The following is a 16,953-nucleotide window of genomic DNA, read 5'->3' as shown; positions in this document are numbered from 1 at the left end:
GACAGGCGGCGTGTGGAAGGATGCGGCGCACTGTAAACCGCCGCCCGGGCGCTGTCGCCGATTTGCGCCGCTTCGCCCGCCATGTCGCTATGCTGGCGCCCGCCAATCACTCCAGGAAAAGAGACTCTCATGACCATGCGTACCTCGTCTTTCTTCTCCCTGCGTTCCGTCGCCCTGGCCTGCGGCCTGGCGCTCGGCGCCGTGGCCACCGCGCAGGCGGCGCCCGATGCGAAGCTGCTCGCCGCTGCCGAGAAGGCGCAGCCCGCCGTTATCGACAACCTGAAGGAGATGGTGTCCATCGAGTCGGGCAGCCTGAACGTCGAGGGCCTGATGAAGATGGCCGACGTGATCGAAGGGCGCCTGAAGGCGGCCGGCTTCAAGACGGAACGCCGCAAGGCTTCGGCCGGCGCGGGCGCCGACATCGTCATCGGCACGATCAAGGGCACGGGCAAGCGCAAGATCATGCTGCAGGGCCACATGGACACGGTGTACGCGCCGGGCATCCTGAACAGCCAGCCCTACAAGGTGGACGGCAACCGCATCTACGGCCCAGGCATTGCCGACGACAAGGGCGGCCTCGCGGTGATGATGGCGTCGCTGAAGATCCTGGCCGACGCGGGCTGGCGCGACTACGACACGCTCACCGTGCTCGTGAACCCCGACGAAGAGGTGGGCTCGGTGGGCTCGGGCGAACTCATCGCCACCACGGCCGACCTGCACGACACGGTGTTGTCCTTCGAGCCGACGGCCGCCAAGGCCGTGGCCAAGGGCGAGTCGCTGCTGCTCGGCGCGGCCGGCATCGCGCAGGCCACGCTCGAGGTGAAGGGCCGCGCGGCGCACGCCGGCGCCGCGCCCGAGCTGGGCCGCAACGCGCTGTACGAGCTGTCGTACCAGATGCTGCAGACCAAGGACCTCGCCAAGGACATCCCCGGCGTGACGCTGAACTGGACCGTGGCGCGCGCCACCGGCCCGATCAACCAGATCACCGAGAAGGCGCAGGCGCTGGGCGACATCCGCATCACGCAGCCCGGTGCCGAGAAGAAACTCACCGAGGCGCTGCAGGCCAAGATCGCCAGCGGCAAGCTGATTCCCGACACCGAGACCACGGTGAAGGTCGAGGTGGGCCGTCCGGCCTTCGTCGCGGGCGCCAAGGGCCGCGCGCTGGCCGAGAAGGCACAGGCGATCTACAAGGAGCTCGACCGCGAACTGGCGCTGACGCCGATGACCGGCGGCGGCACCGACGCGGGCTTCGCGGGCCGCTCGGGCAAGGCTACGGTGGTCGAGAGCTTCGGCCTCGCGGGCTTCGGCTACCACGCGCGCGACGAGTACATCGAGGTCGACTCGATCGTGCCGCGCCTGTACCTCGTGACGCGGCTGCTGACCGAGATCGGCAAGAACTGAGTTCGTAGCGCGCAGTGCGCCCGCGGCAGGGGCCGCGGGTTCACTGCGGTGGGTTGGGATCGCCCGGACGGCGGCGATGGGCGGCAGCCGCCGCCGCTGCGGCCTGAGCCTGGGCCTGCTGCTGTTGCGCCTGCTGGCGTTGCATCTGTTCCTGCTGGTGCTGCTGCTGGCGGGCCTGGTTCTGCGCGGCCTGCTGTTGTTGCTGCATCTGCTGGCGCTGCATCTGCTCCTGTTGCTGGCGTTGCTGGGCCTGGGCGGCCTGCTGCTGTTGCATCTGCATCTGGCGCGCCTGTTCCATCTGGGCCTGGCGTTGCTGCTGCGCGGCCTGGGCCTGCGCCTGTTGTTGCTGTTGCAACTGCTGCTGACGACGGGCCTGCTCCTGTTGAGCCTGTTGCTGCATCTGCTGCGCTCGCTGGGCCTGTTCCTGTTGAGCCTGCTGCTGCATCTGTTGCGCGCGCCGGGCCTGTTCCTGCTGCGCCTGCCGTTGCTGTTGCTGGGCGGCCTGGGCCTGCTGCTGTTCCTGCTGGCGACGTAGCTGTTCCTGTTGCGCCTGTTGCTGCTGCATCTGTTGGCGGCGGCCCTGCTCCTGCTGGTCCTGGCGTTGCTGGCGCAACGCCTGTTCCTGTTGCTGCGCCTGCTGCTGGCGACGCGCTTGGTCCTGCGGGTCCTGGCGTTGACGCAGTGCCTGCTCCTGTTGCGCTTGCTGCTGGCGCCGTGTCTGTTCCTGCTGCGCCTGTTGTTGACGTTGCTGGTCTTGCGCGGCCTGCTGTTGCTGCATCTGTTGGCGACGGGCCTGGTCCTGCGGGTCTTGCCGCTGACGCAGTGCTTGTTCCTGTTGCGCTTGCTGTTGACGTCGTGCCTGCTCCTGCTGGGCTTGCTGCTGACGCTGCGGGTCCTGCGTGGCCTGCTGTTGCTGCATCTGCTGGCGACGGGCTTGTTCCTGCTGATCCTGGCGTTGGCGCAGGGCCCGGTCCTGTTGCATCTGCTGCTGGCGGCGCGCCTGTTCCTGCTGCGCCTGCTGCTGACGCTGCTGGTTCTGCGCCGCTTGTTGCTGCTGCATCTGCTGTCGACGGGCCTGCTCCTGCTGGTCCTGGCGCTGGCGCAAGGCCTGTTCCTGTTGGGCCTGCTGTTGCTCGCGCAACTGGTTCTGGGCCGCCTGCTGCTGCATCAGCGCTTGTTGCTGTTGCTGCTGGGCACGCGCCTGTTGTTGCAGCTGCTCTTGCTGCTGCGCCGCTTGCCATGCCGCCGCACCGGTCGGCGGGCCGCTGCGATCGCCTGCGTAGTTGTTGTTGTTGTAGACGTTGCGCACGTTGTTGACCACCGTGGTCGAGCGCGACACATACGTGCTGTTGTTGTAGACCACCGCAGGCCGGTAGGCCGGTGGCGGCGGTGCCGCGCGGTCGCGCCAGCGCGGCGCGCCCCAGTTCATGTTCCAGGCGTTCCAGCCCCAGCCGTGGCGCTCCAGCGCCGAGCCGACGATCACGCCGCTGCCGAAGGCCAGCGCGCCCACTGCGGCCACCTGGCCACGGCTGTAGCCGGGCTCGACCACCACCGGCGGCGGTGCATAGGCATAGCCGGGGTAGACGGCCACGGGCGTGTCGTACACGACCTGCGGGTCGTAGCGCGGCACGTACACCACGTCGGCCTGCACGGGCTCGATGGTGATGAGCTCCTCGGGCGGCTCGATCACCAGGGGGCCCGCGTACATCGGCTGCATGTCGGGCGCGGGCGTGTAGTTGGGCGGCGTCGCGGCGCGCGCGATGCGCAGCTTGTCGTTGTTCTTGAGGCGACCGGCCTTCGCTGCGCGCTGGCGCATCACCTGGATCGCGTTCATCACGTCGGCCGGGTCGTTGTAGTAGGCCTTGCCCAGCGAGGTGGTCCACGCGATGTTGCCGGCCATCTGGTCCATCACGGGCCGGAACGCGGTGAGCGACTTCACGCTCGGGTCCCACGGCTGCTGGTTGGCGGCGTCGGCGAGCGGGCCGGCCTTGAGCGTGGGGTTCTGCTGCAGCCAGCCGTGGGCCGCGGTGATCTGATCGGGGTAGGTGGCTCCGGCCAGGATCTGCGCGACGAGCTTGTCGGGGTACAGCGCAATCGGCGCGACCAGCTGGTAGAGCTGCTCGGCCGAAGGCGGCGTGTAGGCGGCCGGCACCGGCGCGGCGACGGGCGCGGGGGCCTGGGTGGCCGGTGCTTCAGCGGCGGGAGGTGGCGGCGCGGGCTTGTCGCAGCCTGCAACGAACAAGGCTGCGACGCACAGCGAAGCCATGAGGCGCCGCTGAAGGAGGGGGCGGTGGGGAGAGGGTGTCATCTGGCATGTCCTGAAGACGCCGGCAGGGTGCCCGGAACTCCTTCAACGGCGGGCCAGAGCAGGCGATGACACAGCCTGCGCCCCGGATGCAACGGTCTGTGTCGGCGGTGCGCCGCCCATCCTGTCGGCGCAGGACCACGAGACCACCGGGCGACGTGGCGATCGCCCGGGGAAGAACCTCTGTCGTTACTTGGCGCCGCCCGAATACTTGGTGACGCTGCTGGCCTTCACGTGGTAGCCGCTCACGCCCATCATCGAGTCGTTGCGCAGCGTCTGCAGCTTGCCGGTGACCCACACGGTGTCCATGGCGCGGAACTTGGCGCCCTTTTGCGGAATGACGTGCAGGATCTGGTTGGCCGGCGGCGGCGGCGTGTGGATGCAGGCGCCGAAGTAGGGCACGAGCAGGAACTCGGTGACCTCGCCCTTGGCCTCTTCGAGCGGCACGATGAAGCCGGGGATCTTCACTTCCACGCCGTTGAGCGCGGGGTTGGTGGGCGCGTTGTTCGACACCTCCTGCATCTTCATCAGCAGTTCGTTGGCGCGCGGGTCGCCGTCGTCGAGCGTGCTCAGGTCGATGCCCTTGAAGGCCTTGGCCGGGTCCCAGTCCTTGGGCACGAGCTCTTCCCAGCTGATCTGGCGCGGCTGGCCCGCCGCGGCCTGGGGCGCGGCTGCTGCCGGCTTGCCGCCCAGCGGGTTGGTCGCGGTGGTGTCCTTCGGTGCGGGCTCGGCGGCCCAGGCGGCGGCTGCGAGGCCGGCGCCGGCCAGCAGCATCGACAGGGCGGTGAGCACGCGGGGTGTGGAGGTCTTCGTCATGGTCAGATTCTCGGAGAAAGGCCGTCGGCCAGCGACAGGCGATAGGCCCGGATGCCGGGCAGCAGGCTCGCGAGCCAGCCGGCGACCAGCAGGCTCGCCGTCAGCAGCCATTCGTTCAGTGTAGGTTCGGACAGGCTCAGCGTCAGCCCGAACTGCGCCTGCAGCCATGGCGAGAGCAGGGCGATGCCAAGCACCGCCATCGTCACGCCCAGCAGCACGCCCAGCACGGTGACCAGCGCGCCTTCGAGCGCCAGCAGCGCCAGCACATGGCGCAGGCCCGCGCCCACGGCGCGCAGCACGGCAAGCTCGCGGCGGCGTTCGTTCAGGCCCGCCATCACCACCGACACCAGCCCCGCGAGGCTCACGAGTGCGACCAGGGCCGACATCAGCAGCAACGCGTTCTCGCCGATGCCGATCACGCTCCACAGCTCGTCGAGCGCCACGCCGGGCAGGATGGCCATGAGCGGCTCGCCGGTGTAGGTGGAGATCCAGCGCTGCACGCCGAACACGGCGGCGCGGTTCTTCAGGCCCACGAGCGCGGCCGTCACGTTCTTGGGCGTGAGGTCGAACTTGCGCACCTGCTCGGCCGGGATCTTCACGCCCGGCATCGGCGCGCCGCCCACCCATTCGAGGTGGATGGCTTCCATGGCCGCGAGGCCGATGTGCACTGTGCGGTCGACCGGCGTGCCGGTGCGCGCGAGCACGCCCACCACGGTGAAGGGCTTGTCGGCATGCTCGGCCACGTTGAGTTCGCCGCTGCCGTGGGCGAGCGTGATCTTCTGGCCCACGTGGTAGCCGAGCTTGTCGGCCACCTCGGCACCAACCACGGCATCGAACAGCGCGTCGAAGGGTTTGCCTTCGCGCAGCTTCAAGGTCTGGCGGTCGCCGTAGCGGAAGTGCGTGAAGTACTCGGGCGTGGTCGCGAGCACCGAGAAACCGCGGTGCGAATCGCCCAGCGACAGCGGCACCACCCAGTCGACGCCGGGGTGCGCCTGCAGTGCCTGCACGCTCTTCCACGAGATGTTGTTGGTGGCCGCGCCGATGCGGAACACCGAGTACAGCAGGAGCTGCGTGGAGCCGGTGCGCGCGCCCACGATGAGGTCGGTGCCCGAGACCGACGACGCGAAGTTCTCGCGCAGCTCGGTGCGGATGCGCTCGACGCCGAGCAGCAGGAAGGTCGACAGCGCGATCGAGAACACGGTGAGCGCGAGCGTGAAGCGGCGGTTCCAGGCGCTGCGCCAGGCAATGGAGAACAACGCTTTCATGCGTCCACCGCCATCGCGCTCGATGCCGCACGGTTGATCTCCGGCAGCAGCACGTGCCGCGCAAAGCGCTGCGCGATGCGCTGGTCGTGGCTCACGAACACGAGCGCGCTGTGGTTCACGGCGCAGGCCGTGAGCAGCACGTCGAGGAAGGCTTCGCGCCGGTCTTCGTCGAGCGCGGAGGTGGGCTCGTCGGCGATGACGACCTCGGGCTGGCCGATGAGCGCGCGCGCCGCGGCCACGCGCTGCTGCTGGCCCACCGAGAGCTGCAGCGCCTGGCGCTTCCACAGCGCGCGGTCCAGGCCCATCTGGTCGAGCAGGTGCTCGGCCTCGTCGCGCGAGCTGCCGTTGCGCGCAGCCTGAGCCTCGCGCCGAGCCGAGAAACGGCAGGGCAGCAGCACGTTGTCGAGCACGCTCAGGTAGGGCAGCAGGTTGAACTGCTGAAAGATGTAGCCCACGTGCGCCACGCGGGCGCGGTCGCGCTGCGTGCCCGAGAGCTTGGCCCAGTCGTGGCCCAGCAGCGTGACGCGGCCTTCGTCGGCCACCAGCACGCCGGCCAGCAGCGACAGCAGCGTGCTCTTGCCGCAGCCGCTCGGGCCGTGCAGGAACACGGATTCACCCGCCGTGATGCGCAGGGCCTCGATGTCGATGCAGGGTGTCTTCACGCCGGGCCAGGTGAAGCGCAGGGCGTCGGCGGCGAGCACGACGCGCAAGTGCGTGGTCTCGGCCTGCGGGAGGGTGCTCACGCTGTCACTTGCCCAGCGTCAGGCGGGAAGGCTGCGCCGCCTGCGCGCCGCTCGGGCGCTTCAGCTGGCGCTTGAACTGGCCTTGCGCAGTGGCGATCTGCACGTCGATCTGGCGTGCGCCCTTGAAGGCCGAGAACAGGTTCAGGTCGATGAACTTCGCGGCGGCGGCCTGGGTGCAGTTGAAGGAGAAAGAGGCGTCGAGGTCGGCGTGCCCGCTCGATTCGGCGGGGTCGGGGTTGCCCAGGCCGAGCGCGCCGGAGCGCAGGTCGACGGGGCCGAGCTTGCAGTTGGCGGCGGGGTCGATGGTGAAGAGCTTGTCGGCCGCGCGCAGCTGGGCGATGGCGGCTTCGACGGTCTTCTTCTCGGCGTCGGTCTTGGGCGCGCGTTCGAAGCCGACGATGTTGTCCAGCGGCGATTCCATGGCGATCACGATGGTGGGCCCGTCGATGGCCACGTCGAGCTTGAGCTGGCCGTGCACATGCGCGTGCTGTTGCTGGGCCTGTGCGGGAAGGGCTGCGGCCGCGAACAGCGCGGCGGCGGTCAGTGCGAAGCCGGAGGACGTGCGTCGAAGTCGGGTGTGCAGGGTGTGCATCATGGTTCTGCGCCTTGCCGGGTCGGCAGCCCCGGCGTGTTGCTCCATTCGCTCCAGCTGCCGGCATAGAGCGCGGTCGTCCCGAACCCCGCGATCTGCATCGCGAGCAGGTTGGGCACGGCGCTCACGCCGCTGCCGCACTGGTGGACGACGGTCGCCGCATCGCGCCCCGCGAGCAGCGCTTCGAACTCGGCGCGCAGTTGCGCGGCGGGCTTGAACTTGCCGTCGGGACCGATGTTGTCGGCGAAGGGCCGGTTCAGGGCCCCGGGGATGTGACCCGCGATCGGGTCCAGAGGTTCCACCTCGCCGCGGTAACGTGCACCGGCACGCGCGTCGATCAGGTTCTGGTCAGGCTGGCCGAGCCGGCGCACCACGGTGTCGGTGGTCACGAGCCTGGCGATCGGCTCGCCCTGTACGAAATTCGACTGGAAGCGCGCGGGCTCTTCGCGGTCGGTCACTTCGCCGCCCGCGGCCTGCCAGGCCTGCAGGCCGCCGTCGAGCACGGCCACGGCGTCGTGGCCCATCCACTTGAGCATCCACCACAGGCGCCCGCAGTAGTTGGCGCCGTTGCGGTCGTACACCACGGCCTGCATCGTGTTGGCAAAACCCACCGACGACAGCCAGGCCGCGAACTTCTCGCGGCTGGGCAGCGGGTGGCGCCCGCCCGAGGCGGGCACGCCGTCGTCCTGCGCCACCACCACGTCGCCGCGCGCGCCGGGCAGGCCATGCTTGGCGCTGAGGTCGGTGTCGAGGTTGGCGTACTGCGCGCCCGGGATGTGCGCGGCGGCATACAGCTGCGCGCCGGCCTCGGGCTTCATGAGGTCGAAGCTGCAGTCGAACACCATGAGGGGCGAGTCGCCCTCGCGCAGCTGCCTGAGTTGTTCGACGGAGATGAGGGTGGTGTACATGGCGGGAGCTCCTTCGAAAAATGGTTCGGCGATGGGTGCCGTGGCTGCTGCGTTCAGTGTTCCTCGGCCGGCGCCTTCGGCACGGCCCGCTGGCGCAGCACGGTGGCCGCGATGCCGCTGGCGATGATCAGCGCCATGCCGGCCCAGCCGGCGGCGTCGATGCGGTCGTCGAACAGCACCACGCTGTAGAAGGCCGCGAACACGATGCCCGAATATTGCAGATTCGCCACCACCAGTGTGCCGGCCTGGGTCTTGGCGGTGGCGTAGGCGCGGGTCATGCACAGCTGTCCGAGGGCGGCCAGCAGGCCGATCGGCAGCAGCCACAGCGCATGCTGCCACGTCCACGAGCTGCCGCCCGAAAACCCGGTCGCGGCCGTGGCGAAGGCGCCGGCCACGGCCGAGCCGACCGCGAAATAGAAGACCGTGCGCAGCTCGGGCTCGCCGATGCGCGACAGCGCCACCACCTGCATGTAGGCAAAGGCGGCCGTGACGCCCGACAGCAGGCCCAGCATGCCCGCGAAACCGTCGCCGCCGCCCACCGTGGGCTTGAGCATGAGCACCACGCCGGCAAAGCCCGCGAGCACCGTCATCACCAGCGGGCCCTGCAGCGGCGGGCGCTCGATGCGGCCGTCGCGCCCGGGCACCGGCACCCAGGCCAGCAGCGCGCCGCCGACCAGGAAGGCCGCGACCCACACGCTGCTCATGTAGTTGAGCGTGACGGCCGTGGCCAGCGGCATGTGGGCGATGGCGTAGAACCACGCGCCCAGCGACACCACGCCGATGGTGCTGCGCCAGGCGTGCATGCCGGGGTACTTGGTGGCCAGCGAGGTGCCGCGGTTGCGCGCCAGCAGCCAGAGAAACACGATGCCGATGAGGCCGCGCCCCAGGACCATCTCACCGCTGTTGAACCATTGCGAGGCCACCTTCACGACCACGCTCATGGTGGCGAACAGAAAGGCCCCGAGCACCATCCACAGCGCTTGCATCGATTGAATCCAGATCAGAAAAAAGAAAGCCCCGGCGGGTGCGGGGCGGGGTGGCGTTCAGGCGCGTGGTTGCTGCATGGCGTTGCGGTACCACTCGTGGAACTGCTGCATGCCGTCTTCCATGGGGCTCTGGTAGGGGCCGGTCTCGTTGTCGCCGCGCAGCATGAGCGCGCGGCGGCCGGCGTCCATGCGCTCGGCGATCTCGTCGTCCTCCACGCAGGTTTCCATGTAGGCGGCCTGCTGGGCCTCGACGAACTCGCGCTCGAAGGCGACGATTTCCTCGGGGTAGAAGAACTCGACCATGTTGAGCGTCTTGGTCGGGCTCACCGGGTGCAGCGTCGACACGGTGAGCACATGCGGGTACCACTCGATCATCACGTGCGGGTAGTAGGTGAGCCAGATCGCGCCGTACTTCGGCGGCTTGCCGTCGCGGTACTTGAGCAGCTGTTCCTGCCACTTCTGGTAGACCGGGCTGCCCGCGCGGCCCAGGCGGTTGGCCACGCCCACCGTCTGCACCGAGAACTCGGGCTTGAACTCCCAGCGCAGGTCGTCGCAGGTGACGAAGCTGCCCAGGCCGGGGTGGAACGGGCCGACGTGGTAGTCCTCGAGGTAGACCTCGATGAAGGTCTTCCAGTTGTAGTTGCACTCGTGCAGCTCGACGCGGTCGAGCGCGTAGCCCGAGAAGTCGAGGTCGGCCTGCGGGCCCAGGCCCGCCATGTCGGCCGCCACGTCACGGCCGCTGCCGTCGGCGTTCTTCTCGAACAGAAGACCGTTCCATTCGGTGAGCGGGTAGTTGTGCAGGTTCAGGCACGGGTCCTGGTCGAAATGCGGGGCGCCGATCAGCGTGCCGGTGGTGCGCGCGTCTTTGGCGGCGTAGGTCCAGCGGTGCAGCGGGCAGACGATGTTGCCGCCGGTCTGGGTGTCGAGCTGGCCCCGGCCCTGCAGGATGAGGGCCTGGCGGTGGCGGCAGACGTTCGAGATGAGCTCCACGCCCTTGGGCGTGTGGACCAGCGCGCGGCCCTGGTGTTCTTGCGGCAGGGTGTGGAAGTCACCCGGCTCGGGCACGGCCAGTCGGTGCCCGACGTAGCGGGGCCCTCGCGCGAAAAGGTTCTGCATTTCGCGGGCGTACAAGGCCTCGTCGAAATACGCGGTAACTGGAAGTTGGCTCGCGGCCTGCTGCAGTTGAAGACTTAAATCAGACATGGAGGACCTGACCAAGCTCCCCACAGGGAGAAAAAAGAAAAAAACGGAAGGCGCCGTCTGCAAGGGTGACGGCCCGAAGAGGTGTGCCGGTGCGACCGGCGGGGGAAGCGGGGATTGTACCCGGGGGGCATTTTTGCGCCCGCCGGGTTTTGGCCTCGCATCCCCGGGCGTCATACAGGGTGTTGCAAAGGGTCGCGCGCGCGTGCGCAGGCTGCCCGGCGGTTCGTTGCGCCCCCGCCCTAAAATGTTCCGTTTCATCCACGATTCGTTGCATGCCCAAGGTGCCTTCTCCTTCCACGACCAGCCCGGCGGCCACGCCCGACACCGGGCCGCTGCCCGCCAGCTACGAAGCCGGGCTCCAGGAACTGGAACAACTGGTTGCAGAACTCGAATCGGGCCAGCTGCCGCTGGACCAGCTGCTGGGCAGCTACCAGCGCGGCGCCGCATTGCTCGGCTTCTGCCGCGACAAGCTGCAGGCGGTCGAGGACCAGATCAAGGTGCTCGACGCAGGCAGCCTCAAGCCCTGGACGGCCGAATGAGCGCCGTCCCGATGACTTCCACCGCCACCACCCCCTGGGACGCGAAGACGCTGGCCAACTGGGCCGAGCCCCATCTGGCCACGGTCGAAGCGGCGCTGTCGCGCTGGGTCGGCGTCGATGCGCCGGTGCTGCTGGGTGACGCCATGCGCTATGCCGTGCTCGACGGCGGCAAGCGGCTGCGGCCGCTGCTGGTGCTCGCGGCCAATGAAGCGGTCGGCGGCAATGCCCACGCCGCGCTGCGTGCGGCCTGCGCCACCGAACTCATCCACGCCTATTCGCTGGTGCACGACGACCTGCCGTGCATGGACAACGACGTGCTGCGCCGCGGCAAGCCCACCGTGCACGTGAAGTTCGGCGAAGCCGACGCGCTGCTCGCGGGCGACGCGCTGCAGGCGCTGGCCTTCGAGCTGCTCGCGCCCGAGGGCGACGAGGTGCCCGCCGCCATGCAGGCCCTGCTGTGCCGCCTGCTGGCGCGCGCGGCCGGCAGCCAGGGCATGGCAGGCGGCCAGGCCATCGACCTGGCCAGCGTCGGCATCGCACTGAACGAAACCCAGCTGCGCGAAATGCACCGTCTGAAGACCGGCGCGCTGCTGCAGGGCAGCGTCGAGATGGGCGCCGCCTGCGGCACCGTGTCGCCGGTCGCGCTGGCGGCGCTGCGCGACTACGGCGCCGCCATCGGCCTGGCGTTCCAGGTGGTCGACGACATCCTCGACGTCACCGCCGACTCGCAAACCCTGGGCAAGACCGCCGGCAAGGACGCCGCGGCCGACAAGCCCACCTACGTGTCGCTGCTCGGCCTGGACGGCGCGCGCGCGCAGGCGAGCCAGCTTCTTGCCGATGCCATCGCCGCGCTGAACAAGAGCGGCCTGCCCGACACTGCCGCATTGCGCGCCCTGGCCCACATGGTGGTCGACCGCGACCGCTGAGAAGAACAAAGAACCCACCTCCATGGCTCCGCTGCTTCCCACTCTCCACGACCCTTCGCCGATCCGCCAGTACGACCGGGCCCAGCTCAAGCAGCTGTCCGACGAGGTGCGCGCCTGCGTGCTCGACAACGTCTCGCGCACCGGCGGCCACCTGAGCTCCAACCTCGGCACGGTCGAGCTGACGGTGGCGCTGCACCATGTGTTCAACACGCCGCACGACCGGCTGGTGTGGGACGTGGGCCACCAGACCTACCCGCACAAGATCCTCACGGGCCGGCGCGAGCGCATGCCCACGCTGCGCCAGCTGGGCGGCATCTCGGGCTTTCCGCAGCGCACCGAGAGCGAGTACGACACCTTCGGCACCGCCCACTCGTCGACCAGCATCTCGGCCGCGCTCGGCATGGCCATGGCCGCCAAGCAGAAGGGCGAGAAGCGCCATGCCGTGGCCATCATCGGCGACGGCGCGCTCACGGCCGGCATGGCCTTCGAGGCGCTCAACAACGCGGGCGTGTGCGACTGCAAGCTGCTGGTCATCCTGAACGACAACGACATGTCGATCAGCCCGCCGGTGGGCGCGCTCAACCGCTACCTCGCGCAGCTCATGAGCGGCAACTTCTACGCCGCCGCCAAGAGCGTCGGCAAGAGCGTGCTGCGCAACGCGCCGCCGCTGTTCGAGCTGGCCAAGCGCCTGGAGCAGCATGCCAAGGGCATGGTCGTGCCGGCCACGCTGTTCGAGCAGTTCGGCTTCAACTATGTCGGCCCCATCGACGGCCACGACATCGACTCGCTGGTGCCCACGCTCGAGAACCTCAAGCACCTGGACGGCCCGCAGTTCCTGCACGTGGTCACGAAGAAGGGGCAGGGCTACAAGCTCGCCGAGGCCGACCCGGTGGCCTACCACGGCCCGGGCAAGTTCGATCCGCAGGTGGGCCTGGTCAAGTCGACCACGGCGGCCAAGCAGACCTTCACGCAGGTCTTCGGCCAGTGGCTGTGCGACACGGCCGCGCACGACGGCCGCCTCGTGGGCATCACGCCCGCGATGCGCGAAGGCTCGGGGCTCGTGGAGTTCGAGAAGCGCTTTCCTGATCGCTACTACGACGTCGGCATCGCCGAGCAGCACGCCGTCACCTTCGCGGCCGGCCTGGCCTGCGAGGGCCTGAAGCCCGTGGTGGCGATCTACTCGACCTTCCTGCAGCGCGCCTACGACCAGCTGATCCACGACGTGGCGATCCAGAACCTGCCCGTGGTGTTCGCGCTCGACCGCGCGGGCCTCGTGGGCGCCGACGGCGCCACGCACGCGGGCGCGTACGACATCCCGTTCCTGCGCTGCATTCCCAACATGAGCATCGCCTGCCCGGCCGACGAGCGCGAGTGCCGCCAGCTGCTGACGAGCGCCTACGAGCAGAACCACCCGGTGGCCGTGCGCTACCCGCGCGGCGCGGGCGCCGGCACCACGCCGCATCTCACGCTCGACGCGCTGCCCTTCGGCAAGGGCGAGGTCCGCCGCGAAGGCCTGCGCATCGCCATCCTCGCCTTCGGCACCTTGCTGTACCCGGCGCTCACCGCGGCCGAGTCGCTCGACGCCACCGTGGTCAACATGCGCTGGGCCAAGCCGCTCGACGTCGAACTGCTGCTGCAGGTCGCGGGCACGCACGACGCGCTCGTCACGCTCGAAGAGGGCGCCATCATGGGCGGCGCGGGCAGTGCGGTGGTCGAGGCCCTGCAGGCCGCGGGCATCCAGAAGCCGGTGCTGCAACTGGGCCTGCCCGACCGCTTCATCGAGCACGGCGATCCGGCCAAGCTGCTCGCATCGATCGGCCTCGATGCCGACGGCATTGCCGCCGCGATCAAGAAACGCTTCGTTTGACAAGAGGTCGCAGGGTAAACCCCCGCCGGCCACCTGTAAGCGCGTTTTTACAATCAAAAGGACTCACAAAAGTCCCTGACGCGGTCACAAGCCGCGTTTTGTTTTTTCCAAAGCACTCGGAGTGAATTCAATGGATCGTCGTTCCCTCATCAAAAACGCCGGCATCGCGGGCGTTCTGGCTGCCGGCATCGCGCCCGCGGTTCACGCGCAAGCCACCGTTCGCTGGCGTCTCGCATCGAGCTTTCCCAAGTCGCTGGACACCATCTTCGGCACCGCCGAGGTGTTCTCGAAGAGCGTGAGCGACATGACGGGCGGCAAGTTCCAGATCTCCGTGCACGCGGGCGGCGAGCTGATGCCCGCCTTCGGCGTGGTCGACGGCATCCAGAGCGGCGCGGTCGAAATGGCGCACACGGCGCCTTACTACTTCTACGGCAAGGACCCGACCTTCTGCCTGGGCTGCGCCGTGCCTTTCGGCATGAATACCCGCCAGCAGAACGCCTGGATGTACGAAGGTAACGGCCTGAAGCTGATGCGCGCCTTCTACGCCAAGTACAACATCATCAACCTGCCGGGCGGCAACACGGGTGCGCAGATGGGCGGCTGGTTCCGCAAGGAAATCAAGTCGGTCGCCGACCTGAAGGGCCTGAAGTTCCGCACCAACCCGTTCGCCGGCAAGGTGCTCGAGCCCTTCGGCGTGATCCCGCAATCGATCCCCGGTGCCGACCTGTACCCCGCGCTCGAAAAGGGCACGCTCGACGGTCTCGAATGGGTCGGCCCGTACGACGACCAGAAGCTGGGCTTCAACAAGATCGCCCCGTTCTACTACTACCCCGGCTGGTGGGAAGGCGGCCCCGAGCTCGACTTCTACATCAACACCAAGGCATGGGAAAGCCTGTCGGCCGATTTCAAGGCCGTGGTCGAAGCGGCTGCCGCGCACGCCAACATCACGATGACGGCCAAGTACGACGCCAAGAACCCGATCGCGCTCAAGCAGCTCGTGGGCTCGGGCACCAAGCTGCGTCCGTTCTCGCAGGACGTGATGAACGCTGCCTTCAAGTCGGCCCAGCAGATCTACTCGGACCTGAACAACAGCAACCCCGAGTGGAAGAAGATCTACAGCGACTGGTCCAAGTTCCTGGCCGACCAGAACGCCTGGTTCCGCTACACCGAAGGCACCTTCGACCGCTTCATGCAACAGCAGAAGCTGTAAGGCACGTGGCGCCGCAACCCGGCGCTTCGCACCTCACAAGAAAAAAGCCCCGCCGGTTTCGGCGGGGCTTTTTTCATTTGGACGCGGGGTCTGGGTCGGGGGAGGGCGGCGGCGCGGACGGCAGCGTGCGCATCGCCACCTGTTCGCCGAACGCGATCAGCACCTGCGGGTCGTAGGCATGGAACCAGGTGATGCCGCCGAAGCGCCGGCGCACCAGCAGGCGCGGCGCGATCACGCGCTCGAGCATGCGGATGTGCACCAGCTTGAGCTGCGCCACGTCCTGCGCGCTCACGCGCTTGTTCCACAGCCAGGTCTGCGTCAGCACGTCGCCTTCGAGGCGGGTGCGGCTGTAGACGATCCAGTAGCCGACCCAGATCACGCACAGGCCCGCCACGCCGAAGACGAACAGGCTGGTGGCCGACCAGCTGGTGGTGCGCAGCGACGGCAGGCTCCACAGCGCGAAGGCAAAGAGATCGACCACCAGCACCACCGCCAGCGTGCGCAGCAGCGGCGGGAAGGCGGCGCTTTCGAGCGGGCCGCCTTCTGTTGTCGCGGGGTGGTCGTTCGGGGCGTCGCCGGGGCGGGCGTCGCTCACGGCTTGGAAGCTTCGCCCGCCGCCGGGGCCGCCGGCGCCGGCGTTTCCTCGGGCGTCTTCTGGTTGCCGAACGGGTCTTCCATGTTCACGCCGTTGTCGGTGGCGGGCGGCGCGTTCGGGTCCACCGGCATGTCGAGGTTGACCTTGTCGATGTCGACGACCTTTTCCTTCTCGAGGAACACGGTCACCGTCTGCGGGAAGAAGATCACGATGGCCACCAGCAGCAGCTGCATCACGACCCAGGGCACGGCGCCCAGGTAGATGTCGCGCGACTCCACCTTCTTGGGCAGCGCCCCGTTCTTGAACAGGGTGTCGGCGATGCCCCGCAAGTAGAACAGCGCGAAGCCGAACGGCGGGTGCATGAACGAGGTCTGCATGTTCACGCACAGCAGCACGCCGAACCACACCATGTCGATGCCCAGCTTGTGGGCCACCGGGCCCAGCAGCGGCAGGATGATGAAGGCGATCTCGAAGAAGTCGAGGAAGAACGCCAGGAAGAACACGAAGATGTTGACCGCGATCAGGAAGCCGATCTGGCCGCCCGGCAGGCCCGAGAGCATGTGCTCGATCCACTTGGCGCCGTCCACGCCCTGGAACACCAGCGAGAACACGCGCGAGCCGATCAGGATGAACACCACCATCGCCGTCAGGCGCATGGTGCCTTCCATTGCGTCCTTCATCAGCGCCCAGTTCAGGCGCCGGTGAATGAGCGCCAGCACCAGCGCGCCCACCGCGCCCATGGCGCCGGCCTCGGTCGGCGTGGCGATGGCCTTGTCCATGAAGGGCAGGCCGCCCATCGAGCCGAGCACCGCGAAGATCAGGATGGCCGAGGGGATGATGCCGCGCAGGCACTTGCCCCACAGCGCCCAGCCGTGCAGCGTGCGCGCCGTGGCGGGCAGGCCGGGCACGTAGTGCGGACGGATGCGCGAGACCAGGAAGGTGTAGATCGCGAAGATCACCACCTGCAGGATCGACGGACCCCAGGCGCCCTTGTACATCTGGCCGACGTCGGTGCCGAGCTGGTCGGCCATGACGATCAGCACCAGCGAGGGCGGCACCAGCTGCGTGATGGTTCCCGAGGCGGCGAGCACGCCGGTCGAGTAGCGCATGTTGTAGCCGTAGCGCATCATGACCGGCAGCGAGATCATCGCCATCGCGATCACCTGGCCGGCCACCGTGCCGGTGATGGCGCCGAGGATGAAGCCCACGATGATCACCGAGTAGCCCAGGCCGCCGCGGATCGGGCCGAAGAGCTGGCCCATCGAGTCGAGCATGTCCTCGGCGAGCCCGCACTTCTCTAACACCGCTCCCATGAGCGTGAAGAACGGAATGGCCAGCAGCGTCTCGTTCGACAAAATGCCGAACACGTTGAGCGGCAGGTTGGCCATGAAGCCGGCCGGGAACCAGCCCATCTCGATGGCGAAGAAGCCGCAGATCAGGCCGAGGGCCGAGAGCGAAAACGCGACCGGAAACCCGATCAGCATGATCACCACGAGCCCCGCGAACATGATCGGGGCGAAATTTTCCATGTGCATGATGTCTACGTGTCCTGCTGTGCGGGAAAGGTCGGGGCGGTCTGGCGAAGCGCGACGAACGC

15 protein-coding genes are annotated in these 16,953 nt (G+C 68.4%); 5 read left to right on the top strand and 10 right to left on the bottom strand.

Translation table 11 applies throughout. The features are described from left to right. Positions 1–129 precede the first annotated feature (129 nt). Positions 130–1,401 carry a M20/M25/M40 family metallo-hydrolase gene (locus tag FFI97_RS13845; protein ID WP_062468836.1) on the top strand — a complete coding sequence of 424 codons (1,272 nt, stop codon included), beginning with the start codon at positions 130–132 and terminating at the stop codon, positions 1,399–1,401. Positions 1,402–1,441: 40 nt separating this feature from the next. Here the strand turns inward: FFI97_RS13845 and FFI97_RS13840 are convergent, their stop codons facing one another. The 8 genes from FFI97_RS13840 to FFI97_RS13805 all read right to left on the bottom strand — a co-directional run bounded on the left by FFI97_RS13840 (position 1,442) and on the right by FFI97_RS13805 (position 10,219). Continuing rightward, positions 1,442–3,709, bottom strand: a complete 2,268-nt coding sequence (locus FFI97_RS13840; RefSeq protein ID WP_139701879.1) for a DUF3300 domain-containing protein — start codon at positions 3,707–3,709, stop codon at positions 1,442–1,444. A gap of 186 nt (positions 3,710–3,895) precedes the next feature. Further along, positions 3,896–4,522, bottom strand: coding sequence for a DUF3299 domain-containing protein (locus tag FFI97_RS13835; protein ID WP_095946848.1), 627 nt, complete (start codon positions 4,520–4,522; stop codon positions 3,896–3,898). Positions 4,523–4,524: 2 nt separating this feature from the next. Further along, a complete protein-coding gene (locus tag FFI97_RS13830; RefSeq protein ID WP_139701878.1) occupies positions 4,525–5,787 on the bottom strand; it encodes an ABC transporter permease in 1,263 nt (420 codons plus the stop codon). Continuing rightward, positions 5,784–6,530 (bottom strand): ABC transporter ATP-binding protein, encoded by a 747-nt coding sequence (locus FFI97_RS13825; RefSeq protein WP_144004452.1) that lies wholly within the window; start codon positions 6,528–6,530, stop codon positions 5,784–5,786. Before FFI97_RS13825 ends, FFI97_RS13830 begins: the two co-directional genes overlap by 4 nt. A gap of 4 nt (positions 6,531–6,534) precedes the next feature. After that, a complete protein-coding gene (locus FFI97_RS13820) occupies positions 6,535–7,125 on the bottom strand; it encodes a DUF2796 domain-containing protein (protein WP_260684992.1) in 591 nt (196 codons plus the stop codon). Then, positions 7,122–8,030 carry a sulfurtransferase gene (locus FFI97_RS13815; RefSeq protein WP_139701877.1) on the bottom strand — a complete coding sequence of 303 codons (909 nt, stop codon included), beginning with the start codon at positions 8,028–8,030 and terminating at the stop codon, positions 7,122–7,124. The genes FFI97_RS13820 and FFI97_RS13815 overlap by 4 nt, the downstream gene beginning before the upstream one ends. Before the next feature lie 53 nt (positions 8,031–8,083). Continuing rightward, positions 8,084–9,016 carry a DMT family transporter gene (locus FFI97_RS13810; protein ID WP_070061818.1) on the bottom strand — a complete coding sequence of 311 codons (933 nt, stop codon included), beginning with the start codon at positions 9,014–9,016 and terminating at the stop codon, positions 8,084–8,086. Between the two features lie 57 nt (positions 9,017–9,073). Beyond that, positions 9,074–10,219 carry an aromatic ring-hydroxylating oxygenase subunit alpha gene (locus FFI97_RS13805; RefSeq protein WP_139701876.1) on the bottom strand — a complete coding sequence of 382 codons (1,146 nt, stop codon included), beginning with the start codon at positions 10,217–10,219 and terminating at the stop codon, positions 9,074–9,076. Positions 10,220–10,491: 272 nt separating this feature from the next. Here FFI97_RS13805 and xseB point away from each other — a divergent pair, with 272 nt between their 5' ends. From xseB to FFI97_RS13785, 4 genes are all read left to right on the top strand, one after another. Then, entirely contained in the window at positions 10,492–10,758 is a 267-nt protein-coding gene (xseB, locus tag FFI97_RS13800) for an exodeoxyribonuclease VII small subunit (RefSeq protein WP_062468817.1), read from the top strand. Between the two features lie 11 nt (positions 10,759–10,769). After that, positions 10,770–11,684: a polyprenyl synthetase family protein gene (locus tag FFI97_RS13795; protein ID WP_139701875.1), complete on the top strand. Its 915-nt coding sequence runs from the start codon at positions 10,770–10,772 to the stop codon at positions 11,682–11,684. Positions 11,685–11,706: 22 nt separating this feature from the next. Then, positions 11,707–13,551 (top strand): 1-deoxy-D-xylulose-5-phosphate synthase, encoded by a 1,845-nt coding sequence (dxs, locus tag FFI97_RS13790; protein WP_139701874.1) that lies wholly within the window; start codon positions 11,707–11,709, stop codon positions 13,549–13,551. A 130-nt stretch (positions 13,552–13,681) separates the two neighbouring features. Beyond that, the gene (locus FFI97_RS13785) at positions 13,682–14,761 is read left to right on the top strand and encodes a TRAP transporter substrate-binding protein (protein ID WP_062468808.1); all 1,080 of its coding nucleotides are present in this window, start codon (positions 13,682–13,684) and stop codon (positions 14,759–14,761) included. Positions 14,762–14,834: 73 nt separating this feature from the next. On the opposite strand, the gene FFI97_RS13780 is transcribed toward FFI97_RS13785, so the two are convergent. Continuing rightward, entirely contained in the window at positions 14,835–15,356 is a 522-nt protein-coding gene (locus tag FFI97_RS13780) for a hypothetical protein (protein WP_139701873.1), read from the bottom strand. Further along, positions 15,353–16,891 carry a TRAP transporter large permease subunit gene (locus tag FFI97_RS13775; RefSeq protein WP_062468805.1) on the bottom strand — a complete coding sequence of 513 codons (1,539 nt, stop codon included), beginning with the start codon at positions 16,889–16,891 and terminating at the stop codon, positions 15,353–15,355. Before FFI97_RS13775 ends, FFI97_RS13780 begins: the two co-directional genes overlap by 4 nt. Positions 16,892–16,953: the final 62 nt, after the last annotated feature.

It is taken from the genome of Variovorax sp. KBS0712 (assembly GCF_006323185.2).
GTDB classification, from domain to species: domain Bacteria; phylum Pseudomonadota; class Gammaproteobacteria; order Burkholderiales; family Burkholderiaceae_C; genus Variovorax; species Variovorax boronicumulans.
This window is presented reverse-complemented; position numbering and strand designations above follow the sequence as displayed.

What these genes read in the sequence shown, in the direction of transcription:
- FFI97_RS13845 (WP_062468836.1), top strand. Translation starts at nt 130, where the DNA reads ATGACCATGCGTACCTCGTCTTTCTTCTCCCTGCGTTCCGTCGCCCTG.
- FFI97_RS13840 (WP_139701879.1), bottom strand. Translation starts at nt 3,709, where the DNA reads ATGACACCCTCTCCCCACCGCCCCCTCCTTCAGCGGCGCCTCATGGCT.
- FFI97_RS13835 (WP_095946848.1), bottom strand. Translation starts at nt 4,522, where the DNA reads ATGACGAAGACCTCCACACCCCGCGTGCTCACCGCCCTGTCGATGCTG.
- FFI97_RS13830 (WP_139701878.1), bottom strand. Translation starts at nt 5,787, where the DNA reads ATGAAAGCGTTGTTCTCCATTGCCTGGCGCAGCGCCTGGAACCGCCGC.
- FFI97_RS13820 (WP_260684992.1), bottom strand. Translation starts at nt 7,125, where the DNA reads ATGATGCACACCCTGCACACCCGACTTCGACGCACGTCCTCCGGCTTC.
- FFI97_RS13815 (WP_139701877.1), bottom strand. Translation starts at nt 8,030, where the DNA reads ATGTACACCACCCTCATCTCCGTCGAACAACTCAGGCAGCTGCGCGAG.
- FFI97_RS13810 (WP_070061818.1), bottom strand. Translation starts at nt 9,016, where the DNA reads ATGCAAGCGCTGTGGATGGTGCTCGGGGCCTTTCTGTTCGCCACCATG.
- FFI97_RS13805 (WP_139701876.1), bottom strand. Translation starts at nt 10,219, where the DNA reads ATGTCTGATTTAAGTCTTCAACTGCAGCAGGCCGCGAGCCAACTTCCA.
- xseB (WP_062468817.1), top strand. Translation starts at nt 10,492, where the DNA reads ATGCCCAAGGTGCCTTCTCCTTCCACGACCAGCCCGGCGGCCACGCCC.
- FFI97_RS13795 (WP_139701875.1), top strand. Translation starts at nt 10,770, where the DNA reads ATGACTTCCACCGCCACCACCCCCTGGGACGCGAAGACGCTGGCCAAC.
- dxs (WP_139701874.1), top strand. Translation starts at nt 11,707, where the DNA reads ATGGCTCCGCTGCTTCCCACTCTCCACGACCCTTCGCCGATCCGCCAG.
- FFI97_RS13785 (WP_062468808.1), top strand. Translation starts at nt 13,682, where the DNA reads ATGGATCGTCGTTCCCTCATCAAAAACGCCGGCATCGCGGGCGTTCTG.
- FFI97_RS13775 (WP_062468805.1), bottom strand. Translation starts at nt 16,891, where the DNA reads ATGCACATGGAAAATTTCGCCCCGATCATGTTCGCGGGGCTCGTGGTG.